This is a genomic window from Embleya sp. NPDC059213 (genome assembly GCF_042754445.1).
Lineage (GTDB): Bacteria > Actinomycetota > Actinomycetes > Streptomycetales > Streptomycetaceae > Embleya.
On record NZ_JBHZAV010000003.1, the window covers coordinates 140,322 to 154,402 of the forward strand.

Sequence of the window (14,081 nt, forward strand, 5' to 3'; positions counted from 1 at the left end):
CGAACCGCAGCCGGTGGTCGGTGATCCGGGCGACCCACATCAGTCGGCCTCGGCCAGGATCAGGTAGAGCCGCTTGCGGGTGTCGTTGACGACCTCCAGGGCCTTGGCCCGCTGCGCCTCGGTGCCGTTCATCATGAGCTGGCGCAGCGCGTCGCCGATGCCGTGCATCGCCGAGCGCAGGTCGTGGACCGCCTCGAAGTCGACGCCCCGGCTGGCCTCGTCCCAGGGCTTGGTGCCCTCGGGGAGTGCGGCGGCCTCCTCGCGACCGGCGTCGGTGAGGGTGAACAGCTTGCGGCCGCTGCCCTCGACGCCCTCGATCACGCCCTCGTCCTCCAGGAGCTGGAGGGTCGGGTAGACCGAACCGGGGCTGGGCTTCCACACGCCACCGGTGTGCTCGCCGATCTCCTGGATCATTTCGTAGCCGTGCATCGGCCGTTCGGTGAGCAGAGCCAGGATCGAGGCTCGTACGTCGCCGCGTCGGGCGCGACCGCGCCCGCGGCCGCGACCGCGTCCCTCCGGTCCGCCGCGGCCGTGCCCGCGTCCCCACGGGCCGGGGCCGGGCGGGCCCCACGGGCCGAAGGCCGGGCGGTCTCGTCCTTCCGCGCCCCACGGGGGGCGTCCCTTGCTGCGGTGCATGAGTTTCTCCTTGTTGATCTTGTGTGTGTATCGCGATCGTTCGCGATGGCTCAACGATATATCGGGAGTGCTTCTTTCGCAAGCAAGTGAGGTGCGGTGCGTTCGGCCGGGCCGGCGGTGGCGTGAACGGCGATCTGCGCGGGTTCTCCACGGAACCCGCACGAGGCGGACGCACGAGACGCGTTGGGCGGGCCTTGCCTACGGGTAGATTTCGGTTGATAGCTCTTGGTGATCGACTGGCGTGGGGAGAGGGCTGTGTGGACCTGGTTGGTGGTGGGCGCGGTCGCATACCTGCTGTTCCTCGCGGGCGTGATCGTGGTGCTGCGGGCGGCCAAGGCGCGGGCACGGGCGGAGCGGGCCGCCGACGCCCGGGCGGTCGGGGCGCCGACGGTGGCGCAGGCGTCGGAAGGGGACCCGATTCCGCCGCTGCGCGGGGGTGAGCGGCCGGCGGCCGAGCCGGCCGCCGAGGACGACGAGGCGCGTGCGCACCCGCTGCCCGACGAGCACACCCCGCCGGTGCGCGAGTGCGATCCGGGGCCGTCCGGACCGTCCGCTCCGCCCGCCTCGCGGGCCCGGGGCTGACCCCCCGGCGGTTTTCCGGCTTCCGCGCCGGGTAGGCGCGGCGCATGGTTGATCCGATTGTCACCACCACCCACGACGGGGACGACCGGCGTCCACTCGGCGAACTCGTGCCGGCGCCCGACCGCGTGATGCGCGTCGCCGAGATGATTCGCCACCTTCTGGAGGAACTGCGGGACGCGCCGCTGGACGAGTCCGGCCGAGGCCGGGTGCGCACCGTCTACGAGCGCTCGCTGCCCGAGCTGCGGCGATCGCTCGCGCCCGACCTGTACGAGGAACTGGCGCGCCTGACCCGGCCGTTCGCCGACGGCGACGCGCCGAGCGTGGGGGAACTACGGATCGTGCACGCGCAGTTGATCGGCTGGTTGGAAGGGTTGTGGGGCGGCATCCGGTTGACCCTGATGTTGCGGAACAACGCCGAGGTGGGACCACCGCACGGGTTTCCGGGCGGGGAGGACGACGGCTCGTATCTGTGAGCGGGGCCGGTCCGAGCGCGCGGTCGCCGGCCGGTGGACGCGCCGGCCGGCCGGATCCATGACTGTGCCAAGCTGATTGTTCGTCAGTCGAGCACCCGTGGAGTCGTCATCATGACCGAACAGGCATCCGCCGAGACCGGGCCGGTCGCCGCGCCGCTCCATGAACTCGATCGGGACACCAGGTGCGTTCCGCGCCCGGACGCGTCGGGCGTCTACGACACCACGCTCTCGCCGGACTGGGCGTTCGGCATGGGCCTCAACGGCGGTTACCTGCTCGCCCTCGCCGGCCGCGCGCTCGGCGCGGCCCTGCCGCATCCGGACCCGTTCACGATCACCGCGCACTACCTGACCACGTCGCATCCGGGGCCCGCCGAGGTGCGTACGGAGGTATTGCGCACCGGGCGCACGCTCAGCACCGGCACCGCCCGGATCGTGCAGGACGGCGAGAGCCGGGTCCAGGTGACCGCCACCTACGGCGATCTGGCCGGGTTGGATCCGCAGGTGCACACCACCGCCCGGCCGCCGGAACTGCCCTCGCCCGAGCAGTGCGCCGCGAGCTTTTCCGATGTGGCGCCGATCCGGCGCAGCACGTTCATGGACCGCACCGAGCAACTGCTCGATCCGGCGGCGGCCGGCTGGCTGACCGGGAAGCCGTCCGGACGCGGTGAGGTGCGCGCCTGGTGGCGGCTCGCGGACGGCCGCGACCCGGACCCGCTCGCGTTGTTGCTCGCGGTCGACGCGCTGCCGCCGACCGCGTTCGATCTGGGCCTGCGCGGCTGGGTGCCGACCGTGGAGTTGACCGTGCATGTGCGGGCCCGGCCGGTGCCGGGGTGGCTGCGGGTGTCGCTGACCACGCGCAACCTGGCCGGCGGCTACCTGGAGGAGGACGGCGAGGTGTGGGATTCGGCGGACCGACTGGTCGCGCAGTCGCGGCAGTTGGCGCGGGCGCCTCGGCCGCGGGCGCGGTAGGAGGGGTGGGCCGGGTGCCCGCCGACGCGGGGCCCGGCCGACGCCTGGGCGCAGGGATCAGCGGGGTGGGCCGTACGGCCCGGGCGGACCGTACGGGCCCTGGGGGCCGGGGCCGTAGGGGCCGGGGCCGCCGTATGGCCCACCCGGGCCGGGCGGCGGGGGCGGTGCGCCGTGCGGGCCGCCGGGGCCGGCCCAGGTGTTGTTCTGGAAGCCGTCCCGACCCATGCCCACGAAGCGGTTCCCGTCCATCGCGGTCAGGTTCACCGGCAGGATCTCGCTGGGCTGGACCACCACGTAGCCCTCGCCGGTGAAGGCCATCGTCCAGCCTTCGCCGGTCTGTCGGCGCCGGCGCCAGATCCGCGAGGACGTGGCCTGCGCCTGAAGGCTGGTCTGCAGGCCGGCGGTCCAGGCGATCACCGCGTCGGCGTCCGCGAACACCTCGCGATCGTGGGACGCGCGCAGGACCAGCGGCGCGCCGGACGTGGTGATCACGATCTTGCCGGTGCCGCCGATCTGCATCGAATAGGCGCCCATGCCGCCCACGTTGTAGCCCGCGTCGATCTGTACGACGCTCCAGTTCAGCGTGTTGTCCAGGGCCAGGACGTTCTCGTCCTCGACGATCAGCGACTCGTTGTGCAGATTCAGGATGTGGATGCTCTGTGCCTGATTGGCCAGGTAGACCGTGCCGTGTCCGTGGCAGCGCATCAGGTCCAGCATGTCGCCGGTCAGCGCGCCGGTGCGGATCTCGGCGGCGGTCTGGAACGCCCCCTCGAATTGCACGCTTCCCTGGTAGGCCACCATCGCGCCCTTGCGGGCGAGTACCTCGGTGCCCACCTCCGGGGCCAGTAGTACCCGGAGCATGTGCGCGTTCTGCAGGCTGTAGCGCTCTGCGGACTGGCGCAGCGTGTGGTTGAACAACGGACTCTGCACGAGGTCTCCGACGGATCCGGCAACGGCATGGGTGCGGTTGGCACCTGGTACGTGTGACCAGACCATGATTCCGCGTCCATGGTTCCCTCGGAACCAAGGGTGGCCCATGTCGACCGGTATGGTGCGGGAGAATCTCTCTGTTACAGCGTTACAGGACGCCAGGATCTCGGGAGCGCGCCATGACCACACCGCCGTCGACACCGGCACCCATACCCTCGTCGATACCGACCACCACCGGGCCTCGGACCGCGCCGGGGCTCGCGGGAGGGTCCGGTCCGGACCTGGGCCGGATCGGGCTGTGGACCGCGGCGCTCGACTTTCTGCCCGTGCCGAAACTGCGCGAGACCGTGGCCGAGTTCGACGAACTCGGCTACGGCGCACTGTGGTGGGGCGAGACGGTGGGCCGCGAGGCGTTCACCCAGGCGCTGCTGGTGCTGGGCGCCGCACCGCGGATCGCCGCCGCGACCGGGATCGCCAATGTGTGGGCCCGGGACGCGATGGCCGCCAACGCGGCGGCGCGCACGGTGCACGAGGCCCACCCGGGGCGCTTCCTGACCGGGCTGGGGATCAGTCACGGCGGGCTGGTCGAGGGCCTGCGGCCGGGCGGGCGCAGGTACGAGAAGCCGCTCGCGCACATGCGCGAGTACCTGGACGCGATGGACTCCTCGCTGTACTTCGCGGCCGGCGGCGACGCCCCGCGCCCGCCGCGGGTGCTCGCGGCGCTCGGCCCGCGGATGCTGGACCTGGCCCGGGAGCGGGCCGACGGCGCACACACCTATCTGGTCACACCCGAGCACACCGCCCAGGCGCGTGCGGCGCTGGGACCGGATCGGCTGCTCGCGGTGGAGCAGGCCGTGGTGGTCGCGACCGACCGCGAGACGGTGTTGCGGCGTGCCCGCGAGCACCTGCGGATCTACCTCGAACTGCCCAACTACCGGCGCAACCTGCTGCGTCTGGGCCTGGCCGAGGAGGACTTCGCGGACGGCGGCAGCGAACGGCTGGTCGACCGACTGGTGGTCTCGGGTGACGAATCGGCGATCCACGCGGGCGTGCACGCGCAGTTCGCGGCCGGAGCCGACCACGTCTGCGTCCAGGTGCTCGGCGAGACGATGACGCAGGCGCCGATGACGGATTGGCGGTCGCTGGCTTCGGTGCTGCTCTGAGTCGGGGAGGGGACGTGGGCCCGCCCGGTGTGTCCGGCCCGCTCGGCGTGGCCGTCGGCGGGCGGGCCCGGTGGGTCAGGCGGTGAGCGCGGCCACGGCCGCGTCCACGTCGGCGTCGGTGTTGTACACGTGGAAGGCGAGCCGGGTGCGGCCCGCGCGCGCCGAGAAGTGGATGTCGGCGGCGGCCAGGCGGGCCTGGGCGTCGGGGAGGTCGATCGCGACGATCGCGCTGTCGCCGGGCGGCAGGCCCAGGCCGGTCCGGAAGCGGTCGGCCAGGGCGATGTCGTGGGCGTGGATGTGCTCGACCCCGATCCGCTCGACCAGTTCGAGCGCGGGGTCGGCGCCCACCTGGCAGAACCACGACGGCGAGGTGTCGAACCGGCGCGCGCTGTCGGTCAGCCGCAGCGGCGGGCCGTAGTAGGGGTCGACGTCGGGCGCGCCGGCGTACCAGTTGGCGGCGTGCGGGAGGGTGCGGGCGGCCAGTTCCGGTGCGACGTAGCCGTACGCCGCGCCGCGCGGGGCCATCAGCCACTTGTAGGCGCTGACCACGAACAGGTCGTACCGGGTCGCGTCCACCGGCAGCCACCCGCAGGCCTGGGTGCCGTCCACGTAGACGCTCGCACCGTACGCGCGGGCCGCCGCGACGATGTCCGCCTCGGCCGCGATCGACCCGTCGGCGGACTGGACCAGGCTGAACGCGACGGCCGTGGTGCGTTCGTCGATCGCCTCGACGAGTTCGGCGGTCGGCACCGTGACCACCTCGACGCCGCGGGCCTCCTGGACCAGCCACGGGAACAGGTTCGAGGTGAACTCGACCTCCGGCACCACGAGTCGCCCACCGGCGGGCAGGCCGGCGGCGAACGGCGCGAGCAGTCCGGAGGTGGTGTTGCCCGCCATGATCGCCTCGGCCGGCGCGCCGACGATCCGGCCGAAGCAGGCACGCGCCCGTTCACCGGCCGCGTGGAATCCGTCCATGTCGATCCGCCCGCGCCGCCAGGTCTCCTGGGCCCGGGTCAGCGCCGCGATGGCGACATCCGGTGGCAGGCCGCTGCTCGCGGTGTTGAGCCAGCCGGGCTCCGCGCTCCAGTGCGCATGCTCCCGGTCCGGGTCCGACGTCGGATTCGAGTCCAGTTCCGTGTCCATACCGCGAGGCTAGGCAGCTTGCGGCCTTTGAAGACAGATCCACCTGCCCACAGGTGGCCTGATTTTCCGTGCCCGCGGCCAGGCCCCACCGCGCGCCGCGCCCGCCGCGCCGTCCCGCGACGGGTCGCGTTGCGTGTTCGATCCACCAGGATCCGCCGGACCGGGCTAGGCGCCGGGGTTGCCGTCGGTGCGGGTGGCCAGCCAGTCGGGCCAGGGGACCGGGGGGTTGGGGAGGGGGGTGATGTCGCGTTCGGCGCACAGGCGGTCGAAGCCCTCGCGGTCGGCGGGGACCGCTCGGGGGTCGCCGCACATGACCTCGTACAGCGTCGCGCCCTCGGGGCCGGCGATCAGCGGGCCGAAGGCGGCGCCCTGTTCGAGGGTGATGTGGGTGCCGGCGGGGCACGGGCGGTCGCCGATCAGGACCTCGCCGGCGAGTACGAAGACGTAGTGCTCGGACATGTGGCCGTGCCGTTCGACCACGACACCCGCGTCGTAGCGGGCGTAGATCACCATGCGCTCGGGGGACCACTCCAGGAACTTCTCCCAGACCGAGGTGCGTCGGCCCCCGTGCGACTGGGCCTTGACCTCGTGCCACGGGGTCTCGGAGATGTGGGTGATGCGCAGCTCTGGTTCTCGATCCGCCACGGGGTTGCCCTCCCAGGAAGTGACGATGCGTCAGATCGATCTTGGCACAGAATCGCCCATCGGGGTTTGGCCGTTATTTGACAGATTGTGGAAGATTGCGCAGCAAATACTTACGGGGAATTTACCCCGACGTCTCGTTGAACGGTGATCAAGTCTTCCTGCGCCGCATAAAGTCGGTTGGTACACCCAACCAAAAACCCTGTCACGGGGCGCCGTGCGTTCCTGTCGGTGGCCCGTACATGTAAGGAACCAACCTTGAAGAGCGCGCAGCAGGCGCCGTCCGCCACTGTCCCGCCCATCGCACCCGAAACCCCGGTCGAGGCCGCGCCCGCGGGCATGAGCCGGACGGGGTTCGTCCTGCTCGTCCTGATCATGGGTGCGCTGACCTACTCGCTGCTCCAGTCGATGCTCGCGCCGGCCCTCCCGCAGATCCAGACCGAGATCGGGGCCACCGCCGACGCCACCTCGTGGCTGATGACCGGCTACCTGCTGTGCGCCTCGGTGACCACGCCCATCCTGGGGCGGCTGGGCGACATGTACGGCAAGAAGCGCCTGTTCGTGTTCACCATCGGCATGCTCGCGTTCGGCTCGCTGGTGTGTGCGCTCGCCGACTCGGTCGGACTGATGATCATCGGTCGGGTGATCCAGGGCTTCGGCGGCGCGGTGTTCCCGCTCTCCTTCGGCATCGTGCGCGACGAGTTCCCGCCGGAGCGCCGCGCGGGTGCGATCGGCCTGATGTCCGCGATCATGGGCATCGGCGGCGGCATCGGCATCGTGATCACCGGTCCGATCATGGACCACCTGTCCTACCACTGGCTGTTCTGGATCCCGATGGCGACCTGCCTGGTCACCGCGATCGCCTCGTGGTTCCTGATCCCCGAATCGCCGGTCCGGGTCAAGACCCGGATCCACTGGCTCGGCGGCGCGTTGTTGTCGCTCGGTCTGGTCGGCGTGATGCTGGCGCTGAGCAAGGGCGAGTCCTGGGGCTGGGGCTCCCTGAACACCGTCGGCCTGTTCGTGGCCGGCTTCGTCTTCCTCGGACTGTGGGTGTTCGCCGAGTCGCGCACGGACGAACCGCTCGTGGACATGCGGGTGATGCGGCTGCGCGGAGTGTGGGCGACCAACCTGGGCGGCCTGCTCGTCGGCTTCTCGATGATGGCGGGCATGCTGCTCGTGCCGCGCTTCCTGCAGATGCCCGAGAGCACCGGTTACGGCTTCGGCACCACCGTGACGGTGTCCGGTCTCTACGTGTTGCCGCAGGCGTTCGCGATGTTGCTGATCGGCCCGATGGCCGGCGTGATCGACAAGCGGTTCGGCTCGAAGTCGGCGATGGTCGCCGGCTGCGTGCTGATGGCCGCGGGCTTCACGTTCCTGGCGCTCCTGCACACCAGCGGCTGGCACATTCTGGTCGCCATGTTCATCTTCGGCATCGGTATCGGGCTGGCCATGTCGGCGATGGCCAACCTGATCGTCGGCGCCGTCCCGGTCGAGCAGACCGGCATCGCCACCGGCATCAACACCATCGCCCGCACCGTCGGCATGTCCTGCGCGAGCGCGATCTCCACGACGCTGCTCACCGCCAACCCCGGCCCGGGCGGACTGCCCGCCGAACGCGGCTTCGTACTGACCTTCGTCTGCGCGGCCGTCGCCGCCGTCGTCGCCCTCGGCGTCACCTTCGTGGTGCCCAGCCGGGCCAAGCCGGGTGCCCGCCCGGTCGCCTGAGCACCCGCGGCCCCAGGCACCGCCTCGGGGCCGCCCGTCCCCACCCCCTCGACGTGTCGGGGGTGGGGTTGTCCCCACCCCCGATCCGCGTGGTCGCACCCTCGTGCCGCACAGCCCCCGATTTGTAGCGTCGAACCTGTTGGTTTCGACAGGCGTTACGAGGCACGGGAGGCAGCATGTTCGGGCGAGGCGGTCGCGGTACACGGCAGGCGAAGAAGGATGCCGCGTACACCCCGCGGTACGCGGCGCCCGCTTCGGTGGACTGCGCGGTGCGGCTGGACGCGGTGACCAAGGCGTACGGCAAGGGCGCGGCGGCGGTACACGCGCTGCGCGGCATCGATCTGGCCATCCCCCGGGGCACCTTCACCGCGGTGATGGGCCCGTCCGGATCCGGCAAGAGCACCTTCCTGCACTGCGCCGCGGGCCTGGACCGGCCGGACGGCGGCCGGGTGCTGCTGGGCACCGACGACCTGACCGCGATGAAGGAGAACGAGCTCACCCGGCTACGCCGGACCCGGCTCGGCTTCGTCTTCCAGGCGTTCAACCTGCTGCCCTCGCTGACCGTGGAGAAGAACGTCCTGCTCCCGCTGCGCCTGGCCGGAGTGCGCGCCGATCGCCGGCGCGCCGCCGAGGTGCTCGCGACGGTCGGCCTGGACCGGCACGCGAATCGGCGACCCGCGCAACTGTCCGGCGGTCAGCAACAGCGCGTGGCGATCGCCCGTGCCCTGGTCACCCGGCCCGACGTGCTGTTCGCGGACGAACCCACCGGCGCGCTGGACACCACCACCGCCGCCGAGGTGCTCACCCTGCTGCGCCACGCGGTGGACGGGACCGGCGCCACGATCGTGATGGTCACCCACGACCCGGTCGCCGCGTCCTACGCGGACCGGGTGGTCTTCCTGGCCGAGGGCAACCTCGCGGGCGAGCTGTACCGGCCCACGCCCGAGGCGATCGCCGCCCGGATGGTCGACCTCTCGCAGGTGGGCACCCGACAGGAACAGGCCGCCTGATGTCGCTGCTTCGACCCAACGGTCTCGCGCGCACCTCGGTGCGCTTTCGGCCCGCGTCCTTCGCGGGCTCGTTCGTGGCGCTGCTGTTCGCCGCGATGCTGGTCACCATGTGCGGTGTGTTCATGGAGAGCGGCATTCGCGCGCATGCCACCCCCGAGCGGTACGCCGACACGCCGATCCTGGTCAGCGGGCCGGACAAGGTGAGCAAGCAGTTGGGCAAGGGGGAGGGCAAGTACACCGAATCGGCCCCGTTGCCCGAGCGGACCCGGATCGACGCCGGGCTCGCCGGGCGGATCGCGGCCGTGCCGGGGGTGCGCGCGGTGATCCCCGACCTGACCTTCCCGGCGCAGATCGAGCGGACCACACCGGCCGGGCACGGCTGGTCCTCGGCGCCGCTGGCGGGCACCCGCGAGGGGACCGCGCCGGGCGCCGGCGAGGTGGTGTTGACCACGGCCGCGGCCGGGTCGGCCAAGGTCGGCGACACCGTGCGGGCGACCACGCCCGGCGGCGAGGTCGCGCTGCGGGTGAGCGGCGTGGTGCCGGGAGAGGGCGCGCACCTGTACGTGGCCGACGCGGACGCGCAGCGGTTGGCCGGACACCCCGGCACGGTCACCGCGATCGGGGTGCTCCCGGCGGCCGGCGCGGACACCGGCAAGGTGGCCGAGGACGTGCGGGCCGCGGTGGCGGGCACCGGCGCCAAGGTGGCCACCGGGAACGCGCGCGGGGCGGCCGAGTACAGCGATTTCGGCAACACCAAGGAGATGTTCACCGCGATCGGCGGCACCCTGGGCGGCATCGTGCTGATGGTGGCGATCTTCGTGGTCGCCGGCGCCACCGCGCTGTCGGTGGGGCAGCGCCGGCGCGACATCGCGCTGCTGCGCGCGGTGGGGGCCACGCCGTGGCAGATCCGCCGGATGATCGCCACCGAGACCGCTCTGGTGTCCCTGGTGGCGGGCGCCGTCGGGGTGCTGCCCGGCACGCTGCTGGCCCGCTGGTGGTTCTCGGCCATGGACGACCGGGGCCTGGTCGCGCACGGCGTCACGCTCTCGGTGGGCTGGATCCCGATGGTCGTGGCGATCGGCGCGGGCACGCTGACCGCGCTGGGCGCGGGACTACTCGCGGCGCGGCGCAGCGCGAAGATCAAGCCGACCGAGGCGCTGGGCGACGCCGCCACCGAGCGGGTCTTCGTCGGCTGGATCCGGCTGGTGCTCGGACTGGGCACGCTCGGCGGCGGCATCGCGGTGACCCGGGTCGCGCTGAACGCCACCGGTGACGACGCGATCGCCGCGGCCGGCGGCGTGATCATGCTGTTCATGATCGCCATCGGCCTGCTCGGCCCGATTCTGGCGCACCTGCTCGTGTCGGTGTTCGGGTGGGTCGGCAGCCTGTTCGGCACCACCGGGCAACTCGCCTTCGACAACGCCCGGGCCAACTCGCGGCGACTCGCGTCGGCGATCACTCCGATCGCGCTGGCGGTCGCCTTCGCGGCCACGCTGAGCTTCATGTTCGCGGCCGAGGACCACCACGCGAGCGTGCAGTCCAAGGAGGCGATCACCGCGGATCGGGTACTGGCCGGGCCGGGCTTCGCTCCGCAGACCACCGCCCGGGTGGCCGCCACCCCCGGTGTCGCGTCGGTGACGTCGGTGCTGAACACCTCGGTCGTGGTCGTTCGGGACGGCGGCCTGGCGAAGCAGAGCGCGCAGGGCGTCGGCGGCACCACGCAGGATCTGGCGACCACGTTGGATCTGGGCGTGCGTGAGGGCAGCACCGACGCGTTGCGGTCCGGTGCGCCGCAACCGCAGGGCGGCGTGGTCGCGTTGGATCGGCAGATGGCGTCGGCGCTGCACGGCAAGGTCGGCAAGCCGGTGTCGATGTGGCTGGGGGACGGGACCGCGATCAACCCCATCGTGGTGGCGATCTACGAGCGCGGCCTGGGCACCGCAGCGGTGACGCTGCCGCGGGCCGCGGTCGAGCGACACGTGGAGACGGCGCTGGACACGCGGCTGTTGGTGCGGTTCGCCGCCGGAGCGGACGTGCGGGCCGCGGACGCGGCGCTGACCGGTCTGACGCAGCGTCACCCGGGGGTGTCGGTGCAGGACCAGGCGGCGTACGCGACCCAGGTGGACAAGGACCGCGAGACGAACAAGTGGCTGAACTACATCATGCTGGTCATCCTCGCGGGCTTCGCGACGATCGCCGCGATCAACACGATGGCGGTCACCACGGCGGCCCGGAACCGGGAACTGGGCCTGCTGCGGATGATCGGCAGCACGCACGGCCAGGTCCGCGCGGTGTTGCGGCGCGAGGCGATCATGGTCGGTGCGATCGGCCTGGGGCTGGGCATGTCGGTGGCGCTGGCCACCCTGGTGCCGTTCAACAAGGGCTCGTTCGACACCACGACCCCGTACGTCCCGCTGCCGCTGTGCCTGGCGATCAGCGCGGCCGCCCTCCTGCTGGCGCCGCTGACGGTGGCCCCGGTGGCCCGCCGGTTGTTGCGGCTGGCCCCGATCGACGCGGTCGGCGCCAAGGAGTAGGGCGGTAGCGGCGGAATCGAGGAGCGGGCCGAGGAATCGGCCGCGGCGGAAGTCGCCGCGTCACGAGCGCCGGACGGGTCGAACACGGCCCGTCCGGCGCTTTGTCGGTGGTGCGGTCGGCGGGCCGTCGATCGCCTTGGTCGCCGGCCGCGCCGCTGCGCTCGGGTCGCCTGCTCAGGGGGAGGTGCGGCCCGGGGTGACCAGGCCGGTCTCGTAGGCGAAGACCACCAGTTGGGCCCGATCGCGCACGGACAGCTTGGTCATCGCCCGGCTCACGTGGGTCTTCGCGGTGAGCGGACTGAGCACCAGGTGTCCGGCGATCTCGTCGTTGGACAACCCGCGGCCGACCAGCCCGACGATCTCCCGCTCGCGCTCGGTGAGCAGGGCCAGTTCGGCGGACGGCGCGACGGCGGGCCGCGCGGCGCCGGCCGCGTACTCCTCGATCAACCGGCGCGTCACATTCGGCGACAACAGGGCATCGCCCGCCGCGACCACCCGCACCCCGCGCAGGAGTTCGGCCGGTTCGGTGTCCTTGACCAAAAAGCCGCTCGCGCCATTGCGCAGCGCCTCGAAGACGTACTCGTCCAGGTCGAACGTGGTCAGGATGACCACCCGCACGTCGGTCAGCGCCGGGTCCGCGGCGATCACCCGGGCCGCCTCCAGGCCGTCCATGCCGGGCATCCGGATGTCCATCAGCACCACGTGAGGGCGCAGTTCGCGGGTGAGCCGGACCGCCTCGCCGCCCTCGCCCGCCTCGCCCACGACCTCCATGTCCGGCTGCGCGGACAACAGGGCCCGAAAGCCCGCGCGCACCAGAGCCTGGTCGTCGGCCAGCACCAACCTGATCATGCGTCCCCCTCGATGGACTGCGTCGGACCGCCGGCGGTCGCCGCCGACGCGGTCGGCGCAGCCTTGCCGCGGTCCTGCGCGTCGGCGCGATCACCGTAGGGCAGGTGGGCCTGGACGTGAAAGCCGCGCCCCGGCACCGGTCCCGCGACACAGCGGCCGCCGAGCGCGGCGGCCCGCTGGCGCATGCCGTGCAGCCCGTTGCCGCCGGAGGTCAGCGCGTCGGCGGGGGACGGGCTCGGCTCGGGCCCGCGGCCGTTGTCGCGGATCGACACCTGCAAACCGGTCTCGCCGTAGGTCACCCCCACCACGGCCTCGCTCGCCGCCGCGTGCCGCAGGGTGTTGGTCAGCGCCTCCTGCACGATCCGGTAGGCCGCCAGGTCCACCGCCGCGGTCAGCGGGCGGACGGTGCCCGTGCGCTCGACCCGCACGGTCAGCCCGCCGGCGGAGGTGCGCGCGACCAGGTCGTCGAGCCGGTCCAGACCCGCGGTGGGCGCGCGAGGGGCACCGTCGGGACCCGAATGGTCGACCGAGTCGCCCTTGAGGATGTCCAGCACCGAACGCAACTCGCCCAGCGCCTCCCGACTCGCGTACTTGACCGCGGTCAACGCCTCGCGGGCCTGCTCCGGCGAGGTGTCCATCAACTCCAGGCCCACCGACGCCTGCACGTTCATCAGCGAGATGTGATGCGCGAGCACATCGTGCAACTCGCGGGCGATGCGCAGCCGTTCGTCGCCCGCCCGGCGGCGCTCGGCCTCGGCCAGGCCGAGCGAATGCACCCGGGCCCGCTGTGCCTCCGCGGCGTTGAACGCGCGACGCAGCCGGACCACCTCGCCGATCCCCGCGAGCACCAGCAACCACGCGGCGATGCCCAGCGCCGGCCCGAGGTCGGGCGTCGACTCGGAGGTCACCAGCGGTGATATCCAGACGAAGCCGGTGTAGCCCAGCACCAGGACCACATACGCCAACAGGCGCAGGCCGGCGGCGAAGGCGCCCCACAACGCGATGATCATCGCGAAGAAGATCGGGCCGCGCGGATAGTCGAGCATCGTGTAGACCAGCGCCGAACCGACCGTCACCACGAGCACGCCCGCGCGGTGGCGGCGGCGCACGATCAGCGCCAACGGGCCGGCGACGATCAGTAGCACCCCCCATGCGTCCAGGGCCCGGGCGGGGTCCGGCTGGCGATGGTTCGCGAAGAGCATCGTGCCCATTTGCACCGCGCAGACCAGCACCCCGAGCGCGATGTCGCGCACGACGGGTGGGACCGGGCCGAGCGTGTGCGCGAGCCAGTGTGCGCCGGGGCGGGAAACCCGCGACCACGGTGCTCGGGGCCGCGATCCCGGGCTCCGGGTCGGGGGATTCGAGGGGCTGGTCATGTGATCAACGGTAGGGGGAGCGGGGGGCCGCGCGCGTCCGCTGCGCGTG

13 protein-coding genes are annotated in these 14,081 nt (G+C 72.3%); 7 read left to right on the forward strand and 6 right to left on the reverse strand.

Going from position 1 to position 14,081, the window contains the following annotated elements:
* Window positions 1-39: 39 nt before the first annotated feature.
* Window positions 40-636 (reverse strand): PadR family transcriptional regulator, encoded by a 597-nt coding sequence (locus ACFXMF_RS02310; RefSeq protein ID WP_379988455.1) that lies wholly within the window; start codon window positions 634-636, stop codon window positions 40-42.
* 255 nt (window positions 637-891) lie between these two features.
* Between ACFXMF_RS02310 and ACFXMF_RS02315 the strand changes: the two genes are divergently transcribed.
* The 3 genes from ACFXMF_RS02315 (at window position 892) to ACFXMF_RS02325 (ending at window position 2,660) form a co-directional block, all read left to right on the forward strand.
* Complete coding sequence (locus ACFXMF_RS02315; protein ID WP_360306119.1) at window positions 892-1,218, forward strand: hypothetical protein; 327 nt, start codon at window positions 892-894, stop codon at window positions 1,216-1,218.
* A gap of 44 nt (window positions 1,219-1,262) precedes the next feature.
* Complete coding sequence (locus ACFXMF_RS02320; RefSeq protein ID WP_360306117.1) at window positions 1,263-1,691, forward strand: proteasome activator; 429 nt, start codon at window positions 1,263-1,265, stop codon at window positions 1,689-1,691.
* A 111-nt stretch (window positions 1,692-1,802) separates the two neighbouring features.
* On the forward strand, window positions 1,803-2,660 hold the full coding sequence (locus ACFXMF_RS02325) for a thioesterase family protein (protein ID WP_360306115.1): 858 nt from the start codon (window positions 1,803-1,805) through the stop codon (window positions 2,658-2,660).
* Between the two features lie 57 nt (window positions 2,661-2,717).
* Here ACFXMF_RS02325 and ACFXMF_RS02330 read toward each other — a convergent pair whose 3' ends face one another.
* On the reverse strand, window positions 2,718-3,590 hold the full coding sequence (locus tag ACFXMF_RS02330) for an AIM24 family protein (RefSeq protein WP_360306113.1): 873 nt from the start codon (window positions 3,588-3,590) through the stop codon (window positions 2,718-2,720).
* A gap of 179 nt (window positions 3,591-3,769) precedes the next feature.
* On the opposite strand from ACFXMF_RS02330, the gene ACFXMF_RS02335 reads away from it, so the two are divergent.
* Window positions 3,770-4,753: a TIGR03620 family F420-dependent LLM class oxidoreductase gene (locus ACFXMF_RS02335; RefSeq protein ID WP_379988453.1), complete on the forward strand. Its 984-nt coding sequence runs from the start codon at window positions 3,770-3,772 to the stop codon at window positions 4,751-4,753.
* A gap of 75 nt (window positions 4,754-4,828) precedes the next feature.
* On the opposite strand, the gene ACFXMF_RS02340 is transcribed toward ACFXMF_RS02335, so the two are convergent.
* Together ACFXMF_RS02340 and ACFXMF_RS02345 are read right to left on the reverse strand one after the other, a co-directional pair.
* The gene (locus tag ACFXMF_RS02340) at window positions 4,829-5,896 is read right to left on the reverse strand and encodes an aminotransferase class V-fold PLP-dependent enzyme (RefSeq protein WP_379988452.1); all 1,068 of its coding nucleotides are present in this window, start codon (window positions 5,894-5,896) and stop codon (window positions 4,829-4,831) included.
* 165 nt (window positions 5,897-6,061) lie between these two features.
* On the reverse strand, window positions 6,062-6,541 hold the full coding sequence (locus ACFXMF_RS02345; protein WP_360306107.1) for a hypothetical protein: 480 nt from the start codon (window positions 6,539-6,541) through the stop codon (window positions 6,062-6,064).
* Between the two features lie 255 nt (window positions 6,542-6,796).
* Between ACFXMF_RS02345 and ACFXMF_RS02350 the strand changes: the two genes are divergently transcribed.
* From ACFXMF_RS02350 to ACFXMF_RS02360, 3 genes are all read left to right on the forward strand, one after another.
* Complete coding sequence (locus tag ACFXMF_RS02350) at window positions 6,797-8,263, forward strand: MFS transporter (protein WP_379988451.1); 1,467 nt, start codon at window positions 6,797-6,799, stop codon at window positions 8,261-8,263.
* Between the two features lie 176 nt (window positions 8,264-8,439).
* Window positions 8,440-9,273, forward strand: a complete 834-nt coding sequence (locus ACFXMF_RS02355) for an ABC transporter ATP-binding protein (protein WP_360306103.1) — start codon at window positions 8,440-8,442, stop codon at window positions 9,271-9,273.
* Window positions 9,273-11,807, forward strand: coding sequence for an ABC transporter permease (locus ACFXMF_RS02360; RefSeq protein ID WP_379988450.1), 2,535 nt, complete (start codon window positions 9,273-9,275; stop codon window positions 11,805-11,807). Before ACFXMF_RS02355 ends, ACFXMF_RS02360 begins: the two co-directional genes overlap by 1 nt.
* A 174-nt stretch (window positions 11,808-11,981) precedes the next feature.
* On the opposite strand, the gene ACFXMF_RS02365 is transcribed toward ACFXMF_RS02360, so the two are convergent.
* Both ACFXMF_RS02365 and ACFXMF_RS02370 read right to left on the reverse strand, forming a co-directional pair.
* Window positions 11,982-12,656: a response regulator transcription factor gene (locus tag ACFXMF_RS02365; RefSeq protein WP_360306099.1), complete on the reverse strand. Its 675-nt coding sequence runs from the start codon at window positions 12,654-12,656 to the stop codon at window positions 11,982-11,984.
* On the reverse strand, window positions 12,653-14,032 hold the full coding sequence (locus tag ACFXMF_RS02370; RefSeq protein ID WP_379988449.1) for a sensor histidine kinase: 1,380 nt from the start codon (window positions 14,030-14,032) through the stop codon (window positions 12,653-12,655). The genes ACFXMF_RS02365 and ACFXMF_RS02370 overlap by 4 nt, the downstream gene beginning before the upstream one ends.
* Window positions 14,033-14,081: the final 49 nt, after the last annotated feature.

Coding starts and splice junctions, on each gene's coding strand:
- ACFXMF_RS02340 (WP_379988452.1), bottom strand. CDS start 5,896: ATGGACACGGAACTGGACTCGAATCCGACGTCGGACCCGGACCGGGAG.
- ACFXMF_RS02365 (WP_360306099.1), bottom strand. CDS start 12,656: ATGATCAGGTTGGTGCTGGCCGACGACCAGGCTCTGGTGCGCGCGGGC.
- ACFXMF_RS02360 (WP_379988450.1), top strand. CDS start 9,273: ATGTCGCTGCTTCGACCCAACGGTCTCGCGCGCACCTCGGTGCGCTTT.
- ACFXMF_RS02320 (WP_360306117.1), top strand. CDS start 1,263: ATGGTTGATCCGATTGTCACCACCACCCACGACGGGGACGACCGGCGT.
- ACFXMF_RS02310 (WP_379988455.1), bottom strand. CDS start 636: ATGCACCGCAGCAAGGGACGCCCCCCGTGGGGCGCGGAAGGACGAGAC.
- ACFXMF_RS02370 (WP_379988449.1), bottom strand. CDS start 14,032: ATGACCAGCCCCTCGAATCCCCCGACCCGGAGCCCGGGATCGCGGCCC.
- ACFXMF_RS02335 (WP_379988453.1), top strand. CDS start 3,770: ATGACCACACCGCCGTCGACACCGGCACCCATACCCTCGTCGATACCG.
- ACFXMF_RS02325 (WP_360306115.1), top strand. CDS start 1,803: ATGACCGAACAGGCATCCGCCGAGACCGGGCCGGTCGCCGCGCCGCTC.
- ACFXMF_RS02355 (WP_360306103.1), top strand. CDS start 8,440: ATGTTCGGGCGAGGCGGTCGCGGTACACGGCAGGCGAAGAAGGATGCC.